We start from the raw sequence: 16,971 nt of genomic DNA on the forward strand, positions 1-16,971 counted from the left end.
GACTGGGAACCCCCGCTAACAGGTGAACCATGAGTAACGAAAGTGAACGCACATTTGAATCGCCGTGAACTCCGACAAGCCCCCTGACGCGGACTAATGGGCTTGCCCAAAATGGAAAGGATACTGAGGCTGGCGTTTGGTACGCCGACCAGTATTTACTCTCAAGAAACCCGGCGGATGGTGCGGCTCTGACGTTCACGCAAAACAATATCTAAGGAAACATTCTCAAAAGCCAATTACGCAACCTTTCAAATGTTGTGGGCTTGGGCAAAACGCCGGCATCCAGATAAATCGAAAAAGTGGATTTATAGCCGATACTGGAAACGATGGAACGGAAAAGTCGAATTTAAGGCAGAAGACACAGATAAGTTACTAAATCATCATGAAACGCCAATTCGCCGCCATGTCAAGGTGCTAGGAAACCGTAGTCCGTTCGATGGTGAGTGGGTGTATTGGGCAACGCGTATGGGAAGGTATCCAGAGATAAATGACAAACTTGCCAATTTATTAAAGAAGCAGCAAGGTAAATGCGCTCATTGTGGATTATATTTCAAAGAAGAGGATATATTGGCGATTGCTAATAATAAGATTGCTTTGGCGGGAAAGAACCGTTATCGAATGGAATCCAAGCTTCTTCATCAACATTGTCATGACAAAACGACTAAAGTCAATTTAAAGATAGTCGGAGGTACCGAAAGATACGGCCAAATTACTGAGGAGCCGAGTGATGGGAAATCATCATGGCAGAAAGAGTAGTGAAGGATGAAGTCGAACAGGAGAATTTGGAGCAAATTTTGGCCTCGGCAGCGAGGGTGGATGCAATCATTATTGCCTGGGGCAAGGTGGGAGATACCAGTAAGGCTGTTCAGAAACGCCAGGAATATTTTCTGGAGAAGCTAGGTGAATTTGCGGACAAAATGCAGATGATCAGCTTTCATCCTTTGTTTCTGCGAATGCGCTTGAGTTGGAAATTGGAAAGGTTCTCAGTGAAGTCTGTAACAGAATTTGATACGAATCCATGATAGTCAAAATTCGACAAACAACAAAATAGTATCATTTGATACTATTTTGTTGTTTTTTTATAATGATTTGTATATAATAGTATTAAAGAATAGCAGCATTGGCGGTGATTTATTTGCAGCGGGGATGGACGGAAAGTGAGGAAGATGTTGGGAATTTTCTGCAGAAAGTTAGGGAGTTACTTACTGATCCGAATAATTTATCTATAGTTCAGAAAACAGGAATTAGAGATAAAACACGAGAGTTTAGAGAAAAATATGGAATTAATCACCAGATGGTTTGTGACGAAATATCGAGGTTAGATGTTAGCAATTATTCTTATACAGACAATGACCATAATAAAGAGATAGGCGGCGAGTTTCTGATCTTTGGTCAATTTATATTACCGCCTATTGTAGATAAACCTGTACAAGTATATATTAAGCTGAAAATTAGAGGGAGAGTGGTTTGTATGTCATTCCATGAAGCAGAGTTCCCTTTAAATTATCCATATAACTGAGTTTTACACTAAAGAAGAAACGGTTACATCTTGATGTAACCAGGAGGGATGCAAAATGAAAACGTACTGCCCTGAATGCGACAATGATAGAGAAGTAGAACTTCTGGAAAGAAAAGTAGAATCTACAATTGATAATTTAACCTTCAAATATCTTGCAAAAATACCTTATTGCAAGTCATGCGGTAATGAAGTCTATATTGCTGAAATTAGTGACCAAAACTTAAAATTAGCTAATGATCAATACCGTGAGTTAGCGGGGCTAATTAAAGTCGCTGAAATTGAAGAATTACTGGAAACCTATGAGATAGGTAAAAAACCGCTAGCTTCTTTGCTGGGGTGGGGGGAAGCGACCATTATAAGATATCTAGATGGCTTTACTCCCCGTAAGATTTATAGCGATCAACTAAAGGAACTTAAAGATCCGAATAAGATGTTAGAGTTATTTGAAAGAAATAAAAGTAGTCTTTCTGAAGTTGCTCAAAGAAAATTATTTAATCGGATTAGTCAACTAATAGATGATTTTAGAGAAGTTGAAGATCATGGCGTAGTCCGTGTTGCCAAATATTTTCTATCCAAGATAGATACTGAAGCTGAAGAGGTTATTACCCAACTTAAACTTCAAAAAATTATCTATTATTCTCAAGCCTGGCTTTTGGCTCTAAAGGATAGAACATTCTTTCAAGAAGATTTTCAAGCATGGGTACATGGTCCGGTTATTCCCAATCTATATTATCAATATAAAAAACATGGTTATAGCTCTATACCAAAAGTTGAGAACTTTGATGATAGTATCTTTGATGAAGATCAATTAGATGTTTTAGAAATGGTTAAATTTGCATATGTCCGATATGATGCAAAATATCTAGAGGAATTAACACATAGAGAAAATCCATGGAGAGAAGCGCGCGGAGAATGCAAAGCGGACGAGATATGCAACCGTATTATCGAAAAGGAGTCTATAAAAAGCTATTTTAAAGAAATTAAAGACACCTTTAATATTCAAAATAAAAATGACTTAAAAAATTATATAGCTAATTTATAATGAATCAGGACTACTATGTAACTTGGAGTTTGCCCAAAATAAATATTCTTTACATTGTGTCATTCGATTGAATAGTGATGATTCTGAAAATAGGATTTTGCGTATCTCTTTTTTGCTTTACGAGATGTAGAAAATCTTCTTGTTACTTCTGGTCCAGTTAACGCAGTAGATCGTGTGCATACTATTTTACATGGTTATTTTAGAGAAATTTGTGTTAGCGTTGATTTAGAATTACCAAACGATGTAAGTATCATACGATTATTTAGCATATTAAGAAATCATCATTCTGCACTGTTAAATCTAGGATCAAGAGCAGAAGAAGTTAGAGAAGATTGTATATTTAGAATGTAATTGAAGCAGGGGGAATGGAGATGAAAATTGACAAGGCTTACTGTAATGAACTAAAAGAATCAATTACACCTTATTTGGCTAGGGAGTTGTATTTTGATGAAGAAAGTGAATATTATGGTCAAAAGTTAAATTTTTCCTGTGATAGTAATGAGTGCAGTGTCGAGTTGGTGGGGGTTAATATATACAATGAAAAAAAGCCTAAGAAAGCTCTCCACTATAGAACAAAGAAAAATTTGAAACATAGCAGCGAATGTGATTATTTTTTGAAAAATAGTGGGGCCAGCCAGACGGAGGTTAATAAAAAGCGTAAGGAAGAAGGATTTAAAATCACAAGATATCCATCCGAATTTTTGCTCAATCGTCCAAAGACATCCAATCGCAGTTCTGGAAATGTAAAGATAGAGGAATATGAAGAAGAAATAGAACCCTTTGTAAGGAATATTGCAGGTAGCAGTGGTTCTTCTAGTAAAGAATCAGTTTTAAAAACAAGTTCTTTAGAAAATATGGTTGATTGTTACTTACATGGTGATTTTGACATTTTAAATAATCAAAACTTAACCATAGGAAATAAAACAAAAAAGTTTATGCATTTTTTTAAGAAGATAAAATATTATCAAGACGAAATAGGATTAATTTACTGGGGAAACGTTAAAGAAATAAAAAAATATGGTAAAAATTATCGAATCGTTTTTAAAGATAGGCCTACAGTGGATAATATAAGTTACTCAGTCTCTATTTATATTGAAAATGAGCTGATAGAGAAATATAGAAAGAGAAAGCTGTTTAGAAGTCAAATAGATAGCATAATAGATACTCAAGAGGAAGTGTTATGCTTTTTCGTGGGAACCTATCCGCAATTTATTGAAGTTGAGAAAAATAAAGAGAAATTTAAAGTTCTTGGTGTTACAATAGACAATCTTGACCATATAGCATTCACGTTTGGAGTGTAATTTATTTTAGATTAATATAGCACGAGTATAGTAGCTTAAAAAATTGTCGGTATTCTTGATGCTTCTTCATTTTGTATTGATACAACTTTTAACTGTGGTTGAGTATTATATAAGCAAGCACTGAAAAGGCAAATTGGTTCTATATAGGCATGTTCACTAAACCGTAAATTATTAGTAGTAGTGAGTGCAGTGCATTCACTACTTTCTGACAAACATTGATCGCTGGTTTATCAAAGAAGTAGTCAAAAAGGTACCTCCTTTGATATTGAAATGTAATATATATATAAATTTGACCTGCTAGCAAAAGTCAATAGAGAAAAGCAAAAGATGATGGTCCAAAAAGTACAGCAAAGTAAGCCGCTGTGTAATTTAAAAAAGTTTATGAAGGACAATCCCGATATATAATAGATAACTTTCTCATGAATTATAATGAACCCAGCAGGCCTAATACCGATCAGTTGATAGAAAGAAGGATCTACTGTGGGCAATTGCGTCGTACATTTTCTTCCTGCCAAAGCCGGAGACTGTTTTGTTGTGGAATTCGACAACGGGGAATGTATCCTTATTGACTGTGGTTACAAGTCTACATACGAAACCGAGCTGAAGCCCTTGTTAACCCAATTAAAGCATAAGGGCTGCCGCGTAATATTAATGCTGATTACGCACATAGATCAGGATCATATAGAAGGAGCGATCGCATTTTTACGCGAGAACGGTCCCGCAAACGCACCTCATATTATCGAGGTGGAAAATATTTGGTTCAACGGATTTTTCAACACGCTGTTCATGAGAGATGAATTTCAGGAGAGAAAACGGGCGGCAATTGGAGCACTGCAAAAGAAACGGATGAATATGGTATTGGGTCAGTTGTCCATGCAGATCGATGGCAATGCCGGACCGATATCGGCAGCGCATAGCAGAAGCTTCGAGGAGCTATGTGCTCACAACGGATATCGGTTAAACGCACAGTTTGTTGACCGGGTTGTTAAAAGAAGTGCTGACAGCAGAAATCATTTGGTCGATCATTTCATTCAAATTGGAGAATGCAGACTGATTGTGTTGTCCCCAAGCGAAGTTTCGCTGAATAGACTGGCGCACAAATTGAATATTGAGATGATCCGGAACTTTGGCGTCCACTATGAGCTTTCGGATCATGTGGAATTTGCGGCATTGTTTGAACGATTAATGGAGTTGCAAATAGAACCGGGCGGTTCTGAGGAATATATTTCGGCCTCAGAGCCGTGGCTTGAACGTTGGATCGGCACTTCCACACTGGCGCAGATGAACGAGGTAAACAATGCATCCATTGTAATCGAAATTGAATATAAGGGCACGAAATTGTTGTTTACCGGAGACTCGGACAGCGACAGTTGGGCGGAGTTTTTGATGGATGAGTATGATCTGATCAAGATATCCCACCATGGCACTACAAAACCGAATATAAAGTTGCTGGAGAAAGCAAAGGGTAGAACACTTCTCATATCGACGGACGGCGGAAAGCAAAACCGGCATCCGGAGAATGATTTGTTGGCAAGAGCCATTCTAACCGGGAATAAAACCATATATTTTAACTATGACATCAAACAAAAACAGGAACTGCTGGATATGCAGGGAGGATACGGATATTCCGCTATGTTTGGACATCGAGAAATCGGATTGTAAAGGGAAATGGGTATGGAGAAATATATAGTCAAGGTGCGGTCATATCTAAAAGATGAGTGCATTGAATACGGAACTGGGATCATGATCGCGAGAAATCTCGTGCTGACTCCCAGGCATGTGGTCTGTGGAGACCGTCATACGGTGTGGATCAGTGACAAAGAAGACCAAGCTCGCATCGTAAAGGAGAATGATGTTGCAGTAGTGCTGGAGATCGACCACTCTGATGACGCTTGCAGTATGGCAGATATTTTTTCCGATGATGAGAGCTTAGATGAAGAATCGATATGGGCGGTCAGCGGATTTATTACATCCCGGCAACACGAGCATCATGTGAGGGGAACCGGGATCATCGTTTCACCGGTAAGGGATGCAGAATGGGATTATCATCTGGCAGCAATTACGACTGGAATGGCGGATAATTATCAGGGGTTATCCGGCTCTCCGGTATTCTGTGATCACAGAATCGTCGGCATCCTTCAAATGCAGGCTTATAATAGCAGCGGCGCATTAGGCGTACGCATGTCATCCGTGAAGATGTTTCAGGATTTGCTGGCGAAGGAAAATCTGAAGCCTAATGCATATCAAATGCTACTGAAGGAGGCCTTTACCCAATATACGAAAAGCCAGATCGATAAAAATGTGAAAAGTAAAAAGTACATTGCAGACATATTCGTGGAAGAAGGCAGCTATAAAGAAAATCTCCGATATTTTGCAGACCCTATGTTGTTTTTGCAGAAGGCGATTAGTGATGCGAAAATTCTCGATTTTAAAAATGTCAATTTTCACCTGAAAAAGCATGGCAAACAGAAAATTGATTTTTCCGATCTGACTGAGAATTTTGCGGCGACGGAACTGGAACCGGTATACGTTTGTCTGCGGGACAGGATTTCGGATGCGATTTCCAGGTTGGAGGAATTAGAAAAAGTTTTTTACTCTGATATTTCCAGTTTGGAGGAGCGCTATGATATCAGACAGAACAGTCTCAATAATTCTGTTAAATACTACTTATCTGGCATAAAAGACAATATCGATTTTATAGCCAAGAAGTATATTCTGCTAACCAAAGACGCTGGCCAGGGAAAAACGAATTTCGTATGCGACTTTGCATTGAATTTCCTGATGAGAAAGGGCTATTGCGCGCTATATTTTAATGCCTATGATTTTAGAGAAAATCCCATGGCCCTCGTAAAGCAAAAACTGTCGCTTGATGGGACGCATTCACTCCCTTATGCAAATAAAATTCTCCTCTGGGAGTGGAATCGCTCCAAAAGGCCGATCGTCATTATCATAGATGGATTAAACGAGAACACGCTGGTGAAGGACTTTGGCCAGTGCATTCGGGATTTTCTGGAGGAATGTCAAGCCTACCCATATATCAAGGTGATTATGACCACCCGTAACGAGTTCTTACAGGAGAGGTTTGCGGAGATCGACGAAGGAACGTATTTGAGCGTATATAAGCATATCGATATGTGGCAAAGAGACAATGACTTCAAGGAGCGGATCTTTTGGGGTTACTTGCGCTTTTTCGAGATTACGGTCAGAAAGAATACATTAACGAATAAATCCTATGATGCATTAACCAATGATATACTGCTGTTACGATTTTTTTGCGAAGTAAACGAAAACAAGAAGCAAATCTACGTATATGATGTTTACAAATATGATGTATTCCGGCAGTATTTAAATCGAAAATCACTGGAATATCAAAAGGATCAGCAGGTCTTAAATCATCAAGATTCTTTGTATGCCCTGCTTGATAAAGTTTCGGTGTATATGATCCGTAAAAAAACATTCTTTAATGTCCCATCCAGTATTTTTAACGAATCTGAGCAAAAGCTGCTCTATCAAATGCTGGATAACGAGGTGATATTCAAGGACGAGCAGATAATGAAAACTGGCATGTTAATGAGAAATACCGTTGTGATCAGCTTTACTTTTGATGAATTCCGGGATTTCTGCATAACGAACTATGTTTTAACCCATCTTGCGGAGCAGCACGCCTTTCTGACGTTTTGGGGTCAAATGAATAAAGAGAATCTGACGATACGAGAAGGCGTTCGAAAATACATTTTTTACTTAGCGCGAACCGAGTCACAGGAGGATCTGCTGCCAATCCTCGAGGATCTTCCCGAATACGAAAATCTCTACTGGCGCTATATATGGGGTTTGGAGGATCGTCATTTCACCGCCAGGGATGCGGAAGCCTGGAGGAAGCAGCTTATTGCGAATGGGCCTCACGCGAAAAAAATTATTCATGATCTGATCGGCAAATATGATTGTGAATTTTTTTCTAATATCAATATCTGTTTGCTGTTCGAAGCGCTGGATGCGCTCGCCGAAAAAATAGACTTGTATGATGTTTTTACTAAAAGGATGTTTGGTGTTTACCATCAGAAGAAAGGCACTTATACCGATCCCGGGCCAGAGTCTGTGTGGCCGTTTAACATGATGATCCGGGACATTGCGGAATATGTAAATGATAATTCTTGGAATGTGTACCATTCCGAGTGGTATCGACTGATCATCTATTTGCTTGAATTGGAGAACAGGGGCGCGTTAGATTTATGGTGCAAGCTCTATGGGGTGTCACCGGAGGTAGCAGTTCGCATTCTGGAAGAAATGAACCGCCATAAAAGCTGCTTGATTTTATGCAATGTGAAGGAGATTTTGCATCATCTCACAAAGGGTAGGAACGGTGATGCATACGATCAGATACTTGAACGGCTGGTTCAGGAGAACACCTTCTGCAGGGATATACCTATTAACATGGAGCTATTTTCTAAGTTGCTTCTTGAGTAAGGCGGAGGATAACATGATGATACTTAAATTATCGGATGGATATTACTGCAAAGCAGATGATAATTTTATTTATGAAGAGCTTGAAAAAAGAATATCCGATACATTACATCTGCGAAAGGATTCCTTTGCGGAGTTCTACACAAAGAGGATCTTTCAGGCTTTTTTTCAATATGCCAGAGATTTAAAAAAGGAATATCTGACGTACTATGGACAGGAATATGATAGCTTTGCCGATTACTTGTATAAAAAAGAGTTAATGGAGTTGGAGCATATCAAGATTTTGGATCTGAGCGAACGGCAAACCTTGTTTAAGCTGAACATAAATTTATCCAGCTATAATGCCGACTCTTTGATCGAATATGAAGATAAAGGTATAGATATTCTGAATCAGGCTTTGGAGGAGATTGGACTATGAAGATCAGGCAGGACTTTGTAACGAACAGTTCCTCTACCTCTTTCATTATTTCAATGAAGGATGACTTAAATAAAGAGCGCTTTTTAAAAGATATCGGAATCGAAGGACCATCTCCGGTAAGTCGGCTTTTTGAAGAACTTTATGAAGCAGTAGAGCAGAACAAACAGGACATTATAGAATATATGAAGGAGTCCCGAACATCATATCGCAGCGTAGCGGAATTTTTGCAAACAGAACACTATGATGAAGAGACAGTCAAAACTATAGAAAAGCTGCTGGCCGAAAACAGAAAGGTATATTACGGAAACCTTCGCTCCGATGGATATTCGGCAGCGGAAGTCTATTTTTGTTCGGAAAGCTTTCTGATTTGTGAAGATAACTTGTATTTTAACGGTAAGATCGGTGGCTGGTAATGGGAAGTTGTTTGATTCGAAATTGTAGAGAAAGCGGGTATATCCTGGGCTTTGATCGAGATGAGGGCACGTTTATCCGATATGGCAAAAACGGCAGCGAGCCATTCTATAACGCGACAGGGCCTGAGTTGCTGGATATCGCAATCACAAATTACTGCGAACGGGAATGCGATTTTTGCTATCGCGCTTCAAACAGGCAGGGTAGTTTCATGTGTATAGGAGATTACGAGCTCATTATGGAGCAGGCGGAAAAGGCAGGGGTTTTACAGGTGGCCTTAGGCGGCGGAAACCCAAACCAACATCCTCAGTTCGTGCAGATATTGCAGAAAACCCGCGACCATAATATTGTTCCCTCCTATACAACAAATGGACAGGGCATGACGAACGAGATCTATGCGGCAACGAAACAATTCTGCGGCGCAATGGCCGTCAGCTGGTATGAACCCTATGCATATGCGCAGGAAGTAATCAAACGGGCTAGCGCATTCGAAATCAAGGTCAACGTCCATTTTATGCTAAACAAACTCAGTCTCCCGCAGGCGATGGAATTGCTGGAGAAACACACCGATTTACTGGAAAGCGTCAATGCGATCGTTTTTCTGAATTATAAGCCGGTGCATTCCTCCGATGCCTTGTGCCTGACGGATGGAGACGAAATAAAAGATTTCTTCGAATTCGTGAAGAAAATCAAAAATTGCAAAATCGGCTTTGACAGCTGTATGATTTCATTTTTGCCGCTAATAGGAGATGGCCTGCTGAAGGAGACCGTGGATTTTTGCGAAGCGGCAAGATTTTCAGCTTATATTTCAGAAAATCTACTCCTGTACCCATGCTCATTCATGAATGATATCTCCGGGAATGGAATTGATTTAAGGGAGCATTCACTGCGGGATGGATGGGAATTTGGCGAAGAATTTGTCAAAATGCGCGAGAGATTAAGCAGGCCCGGAGCACAGCGGCATTCCATTTTGGCGTGCCGAACCTGTGAAAATTATGTGATGTGCCACGGTGGCTGTCCAATTTTTAATATCAACAGATGCAGGGAGAAGTAAATCTGCGGAGGAAAAACTAATGATGATTTCAGAAACGGCTGCAAGGCGAAGGAATTTACTAATTTCCATCATACGCGGAATTCTCAAAGAGAACTATGAAGTGACGCGCGAGTATACGGTGTCGGAGATTGAGACAATCTTTCATTTTCGGAAAAGGGATATCGCATATAATTTAGACTATTTATTTGATCAAAGGGATGAGAAATACATCCTAAAAACAAAAAAGCTGAAGGAAGTCCAAAAAATAATTCGGAATCATCACCAGGTCTTCGGACAGTTGGAAACCGCCAAAGTATTATTTATAAAATCCTTCGGAAGATTTTATGACGACCGTAAAAATAGCGCAAGCTTTTCGTTTAACCATGAAAGGTTGCGGAAGATTTATTCTGACCTGCAGCCGGTGATCCCGATCCTTCATTGGGGGATGCTTCCAATTCTATCAAAATGGCTAATGATTAATAGCGGAAGGCTCCCAGAGAATGACATAATCGATTTCTACGATCATTATGATATGCTTACTGCATTGTTGAATGAAATAAGAGGACGGGGAGAAACGATGGAAACCAAGGGAGACAATACGCTAAACAAAGAAATGACTTTCTCTGTATATACGAGAAGGTGGGGGCATGCGGACGTTTATCGAATTGAGCGGACGATCGACGGATGGGAGGTTCACCATATAGCGATCAATGGTAAGTGCGCTAAGGATGGCGAAGGCGCTCTTATGAATAATCTACATCATGATGGCATATTTTTCCCGGAAGATGGCGTAAAATACGCACTCAGCAACTTATGGGACGATGCAGAAGCAGGGAACGTTACGACAGAGGAATTGCAGAAAAAACTCCAACAGATCGCGGACTGGATCAGTAGTGTTGAAAAGGCGGTTGGAGAAAATCAGCCGGATTGGGTTAATTACTACTGAGTGTGGAAATTCTATTCGGATTGAGAATATACAAGGGGACGTTGTGCCAAGAAAGTGCTAATTAAGTACTATGCTGTATTTTGGATGAAGGAAGGCCCTTCGAAGCCGGTTTGTAGGAGCAGGCTTCAAACAGCCATAAGCTGCTTCGGTCCGAAAGGTCGCGGTGGTGAACGTTATGGTAAAAGCCGAGGTGTACCTCGGCATGTATGGCTTAGAGAGACGAACGAGAGTAAACCACCGAAGACGCGTCGAAAGTATTAAATGGCATCAAAACTGAAGGGCGTCCCTACTTCAGGATGAGTATGGCGGAAACCTACTTACTGGCCATGCGGTGCCCGGTGTACAGGTGGCGTGACTCTAAGCTAGGCCAAATTACGGAACTTGGGAACTCTCCATGTGATGATAAGGGAAAACCCTATAAGTGTGATCCACGAAGGGGGAAAGTACCAAGGCACATGAAGGGGGCGGATCATCCGGTAGTAGCGTTGAAGCTCTTGTAATGAGAGGGGAGCGAAGAGGATGAATCAGTTCAAAGAAAGTCATCGTCAACCGTCAAACCGGGAGGAACATTCGACTTTCTGCGTCGGCTTGCGGCCGTAAGGACGTAGCGAATGACTGGTACGAGCCGTGTAAATCGAGAGGTTTATGCACGGTTCTGTAGGCGGCTGGTGGTGAAATTCCTCCGGCCGACCTGGCGCTCTCAAAGGGGTCATTACTAAAACCAAAGATATAAAGTCAGGAAAATGGTAATGTTTCATTTGGAATCATTTCACAGGGAACAGCTTGATATGTTTCTTGAAATATTTTCCATAACAATCACCGATGTTTCATGAAAGAAACAGGTTGATCAGAAAAGAGCAGAATCATCCCTCGCTGAATTTTACAGCGAATTGCGGCACAGGTATGAGGAGTGAAGAAAATGATTATAGAAGAAGATATAACTTGGTTTCAGAATGCTCTTAACGATACAGGATATCTCGATAGTAAGCTTGGCTACGGTAACGCAATTATGCCATATACAGATGTAAAAAAGTTAATGTCGATTCTTGGTAAACAGAAAATAGAACAATGGCTAGAACAGTTTGAGGAAGCGGATAAAAAGTATGCGGTCGAACTTTTTACAAATATAAAGTATTATGATAGTACTACTGTCATGAACAATTTACGTCTTGCTTACTATGATTGGAAAACTAGAGTTAAGTATGATGGGCAGGATATTGTGTTTGTTGGCCTGGGGGGGCCGGGAAAGAGCGGACAACTTATTTCATATTTATTTAGAACTGCAAATGATATACCGCCAATGCATTTTTTAAGTTTCGAGAATCTTACGGAGAAAGTTATTCGCAAAAAAAAGTATATTGTTCTTCTAGATGATTTTATTGGCAGTGGCTCCCAAGTTTCAACGGCTTGGTTAGAACTTATAAATCGGGTTCCCGCGGACCAATTAAAAGGTAAGTTTTTCTTAATTGCTATAGCAGGGTCTTTTAAAGGTGTACGAACTATTGAACAAACGACAGGCATCATTCCAATTGTTGTTGAAAAACGTAAAAGTACTTTTTGGTTTGATGAAGATGACAATGATAAGCCGATGGTACTTTTTTTTCAAAAATATGGATCTGGTCTATATACACCTAAGTCCAAAGATTGCTATCTAGGTTGGGAAAACTCATGTGAGACGGTCGTTTTTTTCTATAATGTACCGAATAATACAGTTCCGATTATATGGTCAACGGGGAAATCAGCAACTTCAGGTAAGGATTGGATTCCACTTTTCAATCGTGCCATTACTACGGGGAAAAAAATAAAGTTAGAATTGTTGTCGGTATTACTACAAAAATGGAAAAGCAGTCAATTATTCGCGGAAGATTATATGATCGTTTCGAAGATACTCGTAGAGACTAATATAAGTAAACGTATAGCAGAATATACCTGTGAATACTTATTTCAACTCTCGGAAATAGCCACGGCTTTTTATCAAACAAATAGTGGCGGGGGTGGGGGATTAGAAGTACACCCACTTGAAGTATTTCGCTTCTTGCTCCGAATCCGAGATGACTATATAAAGTATATTGCCGATAAAACAATACAGAGTAAAGATTTTAACGACTTTACTATTCTATTCAACTGCTTTAAATTCGAAGGATATTCAGCTAAACAAGAATCAATTGTACAACCTATTGTAAAAGAAGAGGTTTGCCGCACGCTTAGTTCTCATCCGAGGTGGATAGAAAAAGTTATCCCGCTAGTCAATTCGGAAAACGTATATATTGCTAACGGTGCTTTCCGTGTCCTTATGAGTTCTAGGGAACTACTGAAAACATATGTTGACGCAATAAAGAATCTATATTTATTGCGCAAGAATGGAACCCATAATGCGAGATTTTTCGTGGAACATGTGTTGGCTAGAGTTGATGGTAGGGAGCCAGATTTAGAAGAGATCGACCTAAGAAGTGTTCATATGCTAGTTAACTGTTATGGTAGCATACGAATTATTCCTGTTTCAGATTTTAATCGCTTTGGAATCTAAATAAGAACATTTGGGTTTAAAGAGCAATAGCTCAATTCAGGGTTGAACCGATTCCCGTCGGTGTAGTGTACTCCTGCCGCAACGAGGGGATACCTTGGTTTTCTATCTTTACAACACTTTTCGTATTTATTACCACTACCGCAGGGACAGGGTGCTTTATCTCTTAGCGGTTTGCTCATTGCATCACGTCTAGAGTGCGTATTTTATTGCTATCTTCAATCATTTAGAAAGGATCCCTCCTGTCCTGTCTAGTGCATGTTGCGTAAATAGTAGTAGACAGACTGATTTTCTGAAGTAGTGAGGGGATGGTGTGTTTTTTGCAGGGCAATGAGGGCAGACCTCATTGCCCTTTCCTGCACCATTACCAATGATACGGAGAACCGTATCATTGGTAATGGTGCAGAATGTCCTCAAGTATTGAATTTTCAGGGCTTGAGGGCTTCTTTTTTTGTGCGTTTTAAGAGTGAAGAAGAAAAGTGCCCTCATTGCCCTGCGATATGAGAGGGAAACTGCGTTTGCACTTACTTTACCTGCAAAGATACTGCCCTCATTGTCCTCAAAGGATTGGAATTGCATTCTTGCTAATCTGTAGGTTAAGGATGGATCGGCTACAATTAACTAGACAGATTTTATAAGGTCATGTAAAAGATAATAGTAATACAGAAAGGAAGATTTACATGACAGAAAAACGGCCTAAAAGAAAATTTACCGACCAATTTAAGCAACAGATGGTGCAACATGTTCGCAATGGCCGGGCTGTACGGATCAAGCCGGACCCTAACTTCTATCTGCGGCCTGCTTGCGTCAGTGGCAAGGACACGATTCAATGTTTGAAAGCTACACCATTACGATTGCGTCTCAACTTCGTAGTTATAGCAATATCAAACGGTCGAGGCGCTACTTTTTTAAAAATTCCATTTTTCTGATCATGTCCGAAAATGGCTAGTATTTATATTGTCCCTTGCTATAATAAAGTCAAAGGAGAGTGAGAAATGACACAATCGAAGACCTTGGACTTGCTTTTGGATAACAAAGCCTGTTATGCTGCGATGCAGGCTCATGATGTTCGCTTTGACGGTCGCTTTTTTTGCGGGGTTTCTTCAACGGGTATTTATTGCCGCCCTGTCTGCCGGGTTAAAGTACCCAAAGAAGAAAACTGTACTTTTTTCACCAGCGCAGCGGCGGCTGAGGCAGCTGGGTATCGCCCATGCCTGAGATGCCGACCTGAGCTAGCTCCTGGTCTGGCTCCTGTGGATTCGGTGACTAGGCTGGCGCGCAGCGCTGCCATGATCATCATGGAAGATTGCATGACAACCCGAAAGGTTGCCGAGTTGGCAATTATACTGGGGATCACGGATAGACACCTTCGTCGTGTGTTTTTCGCCGAATATGGCGTTACCCCAACTCAATATCTCCAAACTCATAGACTATTACTGGCAAAGAGCCTGCTTACCGATACACAAATCACAGTGACTGACGTAGCGATGACTGCTGGCTTCGGTAGTATCCGCCGTTTTAACGACCTTTTCAAAAAACACTATCATCTCACCCCGAATAAACTTCGAAACAAAAGTCGAAACAGGATGGAAAGTGACGACGAAATTACCCTATCAATTGGTTATCGTCCGCCGTACGCTTGGAATAATATAATTTCCTTTCTCGCTAGTCGTGCTATTTCTGGAGTTGAAAGCGTAATTGGTGATACTTATCGTCGCACGGTAGTTATAAAAAAAGGGGAAACGAATTATTACGGCTGGATATCAGTAGCAAATCAGCCCAAGAAAAATGCCTTGTCACTGACACTGTCAGTGACATTGTTGCCGGTCTTGTCCCAAGTGTTGGCACGAATCAAATATTTATTTGACGTTAACTGCTGTCCTGACAAAGTATACGAAAAACTTGTGACGATGAACGAGTTGGCGTCTGATATCTGCATACCGGGAATAAGAGTGCCAGGTTGCTTTGATCCTTTTGAAATGGCAGTGCGGGCTGTTTTAGGGCAACAAGTGACCGTTAAAGCAGCGAGTACCTTGACCGCGCGGCTGGTCAACGCTGTTGGAAGGAAAATAAGTACTCCATACCAAGAACTGACCCGTTCTTTTCCCCAACCTAACGAAATCTGTGCACTTGAAGGCCCTATCGAAAATCAACTGGGACCACTTGGTATAACTGGAGCCAGAGCTCGATCCATTTTGGCTTTGGCAACAGCCTTAATGACCGGTTCTATCACTCTTTCTTATAGCGCGGACCCAAGTTTGGAAATGGAAAAGCTTCTAAAACTCCCGGGATTTGGACCCTGGACGGTTCAATATATCGCTATGCGGGCGCTTGGCTGGCCTGACGCTTTTCCCCATACTGACTACGGGGTCAAAAAAGCGCTCTTGGATCGGCCCCCGCAGGATATACTGACGCTGTCGCAGGCCTGGAGCCCGTGGCGTTCGTATGCCACCATCTTGTTATGGAATTTTCTTCCTCGCATGCTTAATGAACAGAAAGAGCGTTGTTGTGCTGACTGAATTATACATGCACAATCAATACAACGTTGGGCACTTGGCGGAAGTGCAGCGCCCTTGGCATAGTTACGCAACATTCAATTTATGGAACAGTATAAGGAGGAAATTATGTTTTATTCAACATATTATACTTCGCCCTTTGGTTTGCTTATGTTAGGCAGCGATGGTGATAACCTTATCGGTGTGTGGCTCGAAGGGCAAAAATACTTCGGCGCTACAGTGGATGAAGATATGGCTGAAAAAGATGATTTGCCAGTATTCGCTGCTACGAAAAAATGGTTGGACAAGTATTTTGCTGGTCAAAAACCCGCCATTTCTGATTTGCCTTTAGCCCCTATTGGTGGAGCATTTCGCAAGGTGGTATGGGACATCTTATGTGAAATTCCATATGGTGAATATATCACATATGGCGACATTGCAAAGGCTGTGGCTGTGCAAATGGGAAAAGTAAGCATGTCCAGCCAAGCAGTCGGCGGAGCAGTAGGCCATAATCCCATCTCTATTATTATTCCTTGCCATCGGGTTGTAGGAGCAAATGGAAGTTTGACAGGTTATGCTGGAGGCATCAGTACAAAAATCAAGTTACTTGAACACGAAGGTGTAGATATGTCTCGGTTATTTGTACCTACCAAGGGAACAGCACTTTAAGAAAGAATCAAAGGGACGGTTCTATTGATGCGAAAAACTAAGGTGTGTTATTGGAGTAGGTCGAGAGAATTAATATTATCTTGTATGCAAGGCCAGGAAAAGAAGCCTTTTATAGTAAAATCGGGTACTGTAAAATGCTTACAGGAATGGCG

Annotated in this window: 16 protein-coding genes; 15 read left to right on the forward strand and 1 reads right to left on the reverse strand. The window is 40.8% G+C overall.

Annotated elements, in window-relative coordinates; translation table 11 throughout:
* Positions 1-207 precede the first annotated feature (207 nt).
* From SALPA_RS13245 to SALPA_RS13300, 12 genes are all read left to right on the forward strand, one after another.
* Positions 208-756, forward strand: coding sequence for a group II intron maturase-specific domain-containing protein (locus SALPA_RS13245; RefSeq protein WP_145094720.1), 549 nt, complete (start codon positions 208-210; stop codon positions 754-756).
* Entirely contained in the window at positions 741-1,022 is a 282-nt protein-coding gene (locus SALPA_RS13250; protein ID WP_145094723.1) for a DUF1643 domain-containing protein, read from the forward strand. The genes SALPA_RS13245 and SALPA_RS13250 overlap by 16 nt, the downstream gene beginning before the upstream one ends.
* Before the next feature lie 113 nt (positions 1,023-1,135).
* Positions 1,136-1,519, forward strand: a complete 384-nt coding sequence (locus SALPA_RS13255; protein ID WP_145094726.1) for a type II toxin-antitoxin system MqsR family toxin — start codon at positions 1,136-1,138, stop codon at positions 1,517-1,519.
* 55 nt (positions 1,520-1,574) lie between these two features.
* Entirely contained in the window at positions 1,575-2,561 is a 987-nt protein-coding gene (locus SALPA_RS13260; protein WP_145094729.1) for a type II toxin-antitoxin system antitoxin SocA domain-containing protein, read from the forward strand.
* Between the two features lie 371 nt (positions 2,562-2,932).
* Entirely contained in the window at positions 2,933-3,862 is a 930-nt protein-coding gene (locus SALPA_RS13265) for a hypothetical protein (RefSeq protein ID WP_145094732.1), read from the forward strand.
* A 480-nt stretch (positions 3,863-4,342) separates the two neighbouring features.
* A complete protein-coding gene (locus SALPA_RS13270) occupies positions 4,343-5,524 on the forward strand; it encodes a ComEC/Rec2 family competence protein (RefSeq protein ID WP_145094735.1) in 1,182 nt (393 codons plus the stop codon).
* Positions 5,525-5,536: 12 nt separating this feature from the next.
* Positions 5,537-8,326 carry a serine protease gene (locus tag SALPA_RS13275; protein WP_222427982.1) on the forward strand — a complete coding sequence of 930 codons (2,790 nt, stop codon included), beginning with the start codon at positions 5,537-5,539 and terminating at the stop codon, positions 8,324-8,326.
* 13 nt (positions 8,327-8,339) lie between these two features.
* Positions 8,340-8,741, forward strand: coding sequence for a hypothetical protein (locus SALPA_RS13280; RefSeq protein WP_145094741.1), 402 nt, complete (start codon positions 8,340-8,342; stop codon positions 8,739-8,741).
* Positions 8,738-9,154: a hypothetical protein gene (locus SALPA_RS13285; protein WP_145094744.1), complete on the forward strand. Its 417-nt coding sequence runs from the start codon at positions 8,738-8,740 to the stop codon at positions 9,152-9,154. Before SALPA_RS13280 ends, SALPA_RS13285 begins: the two co-directional genes overlap by 4 nt.
* Positions 9,154-10,206, forward strand: coding sequence for a radical SAM/SPASM domain-containing protein (locus SALPA_RS13290; RefSeq protein WP_145094747.1), 1,053 nt, complete (start codon positions 9,154-9,156; stop codon positions 10,204-10,206). The genes SALPA_RS13285 and SALPA_RS13290 overlap by 1 nt, the downstream gene beginning before the upstream one ends.
* 19 nt (positions 10,207-10,225) lie before the next feature.
* The gene (locus SALPA_RS13295; protein ID WP_145094749.1) at positions 10,226-11,131 is read left to right on the forward strand and encodes a hypothetical protein; all 906 of its coding nucleotides are present in this window, start codon (positions 10,226-10,228) and stop codon (positions 11,129-11,131) included.
* Between the two features lie 919 nt (positions 11,132-12,050).
* Positions 12,051-13,658 (forward strand): hypothetical protein, encoded by a 1,608-nt coding sequence (locus SALPA_RS13300; RefSeq protein ID WP_145094753.1) that lies wholly within the window; start codon positions 12,051-12,053, stop codon positions 13,656-13,658.
* Here SALPA_RS13300 and SALPA_RS33245 read toward each other — a convergent pair.
* The gene (locus tag SALPA_RS33245) at positions 13,655-13,837 is read right to left on the reverse strand and encodes an SEC-C metal-binding domain-containing protein (protein WP_145094756.1); all 183 of its coding nucleotides are present in this window, start codon (positions 13,835-13,837) and stop codon (positions 13,655-13,657) included. The two genes, SALPA_RS13300 and SALPA_RS33245, sit on opposite strands and share 4 nt — an antisense overlap.
* A gap of 498 nt (positions 13,838-14,335) precedes the next feature.
* Between SALPA_RS33245 and SALPA_RS29040 the strand changes: the two genes are divergently transcribed.
* The 3 genes from SALPA_RS29040 to SALPA_RS13315 all read left to right on the forward strand — a co-directional run bounded on the left by SALPA_RS29040 (position 14,336) and on the right by SALPA_RS13315 (position 16,819).
* Entirely contained in the window at positions 14,336-14,584 is a 249-nt protein-coding gene (locus SALPA_RS29040) for a hypothetical protein (RefSeq protein WP_186451061.1), read from the forward strand.
* A gap of 66 nt (positions 14,585-14,650) precedes the next feature.
* The gene (locus tag SALPA_RS13310; protein ID WP_186451062.1) at positions 14,651-16,174 is read left to right on the forward strand and encodes a DNA-3-methyladenine glycosylase 2 family protein; all 1,524 of its coding nucleotides are present in this window, start codon (positions 14,651-14,653) and stop codon (positions 16,172-16,174) included.
* Positions 16,175-16,279: 105 nt separating this feature from the next.
* The gene (locus tag SALPA_RS13315; RefSeq protein ID WP_145094759.1) at positions 16,280-16,819 is read left to right on the forward strand and encodes a methylated-DNA--[protein]-cysteine S-methyltransferase; all 540 of its coding nucleotides are present in this window, start codon (positions 16,280-16,282) and stop codon (positions 16,817-16,819) included.
* Positions 16,820-16,971 lie beyond the last annotated feature (152 nt).

The organism is Sporomusa sp. KB1 (genome assembly GCF_007830295.1).
GTDB lineage: Bacteria > Bacillota > Negativicutes > Sporomusales > Sporomusaceae > Sporomusa.

Bases quoted from the DNA above. Each gene is read 5' to 3' on its own strand.
- SALPA_RS13295 (WP_145094749.1), top strand. From the start codon at position 10,226: ATGATGATTTCAGAAACGGCTGCAAGGCGAAGGAATTTACTAATTTCC.
- SALPA_RS13250 (WP_145094723.1), top strand. From the start codon at position 741: ATGGCAGAAAGAGTAGTGAAGGATGAAGTCGAACAGGAGAATTTGGAG.
- SALPA_RS33245 (WP_145094756.1), bottom strand. From the start codon at position 13,837: ATGAGCAAACCGCTAAGAGATAAAGCACCCTGTCCCTGCGGTAGTGGT.
- SALPA_RS13260 (WP_145094729.1), top strand. From the start codon at position 1,575: ATGAAAACGTACTGCCCTGAATGCGACAATGATAGAGAAGTAGAACTT.
- SALPA_RS13290 (WP_145094747.1), top strand. From the start codon at position 9,154: ATGGGAAGTTGTTTGATTCGAAATTGTAGAGAAAGCGGGTATATCCTG.
- SALPA_RS29040 (WP_186451061.1), top strand. From the start codon at position 14,336: ATGACAGAAAAACGGCCTAAAAGAAAATTTACCGACCAATTTAAGCAA.
- SALPA_RS13275 (WP_222427982.1), top strand. From the start codon at position 5,537: ATGGAGAAATATATAGTCAAGGTGCGGTCATATCTAAAAGATGAGTGC.
- SALPA_RS13310 (WP_186451062.1), top strand. From the start codon at position 14,651: ATGACACAATCGAAGACCTTGGACTTGCTTTTGGATAACAAAGCCTGT.
- SALPA_RS13315 (WP_145094759.1), top strand. From the start codon at position 16,280: ATGTTTTATTCAACATATTATACTTCGCCCTTTGGTTTGCTTATGTTA.
- SALPA_RS13280 (WP_145094741.1), top strand. From the start codon at position 8,340: ATGATGATACTTAAATTATCGGATGGATATTACTGCAAAGCAGATGAT.
- SALPA_RS13265 (WP_145094732.1), top strand. From the start codon at position 2,933: ATGAAAATTGACAAGGCTTACTGTAATGAACTAAAAGAATCAATTACA.
- SALPA_RS13285 (WP_145094744.1), top strand. From the start codon at position 8,738: ATGAAGATCAGGCAGGACTTTGTAACGAACAGTTCCTCTACCTCTTTC.
- SALPA_RS13300 (WP_145094753.1), top strand. From the start codon at position 12,051: ATGATTATAGAAGAAGATATAACTTGGTTTCAGAATGCTCTTAACGAT.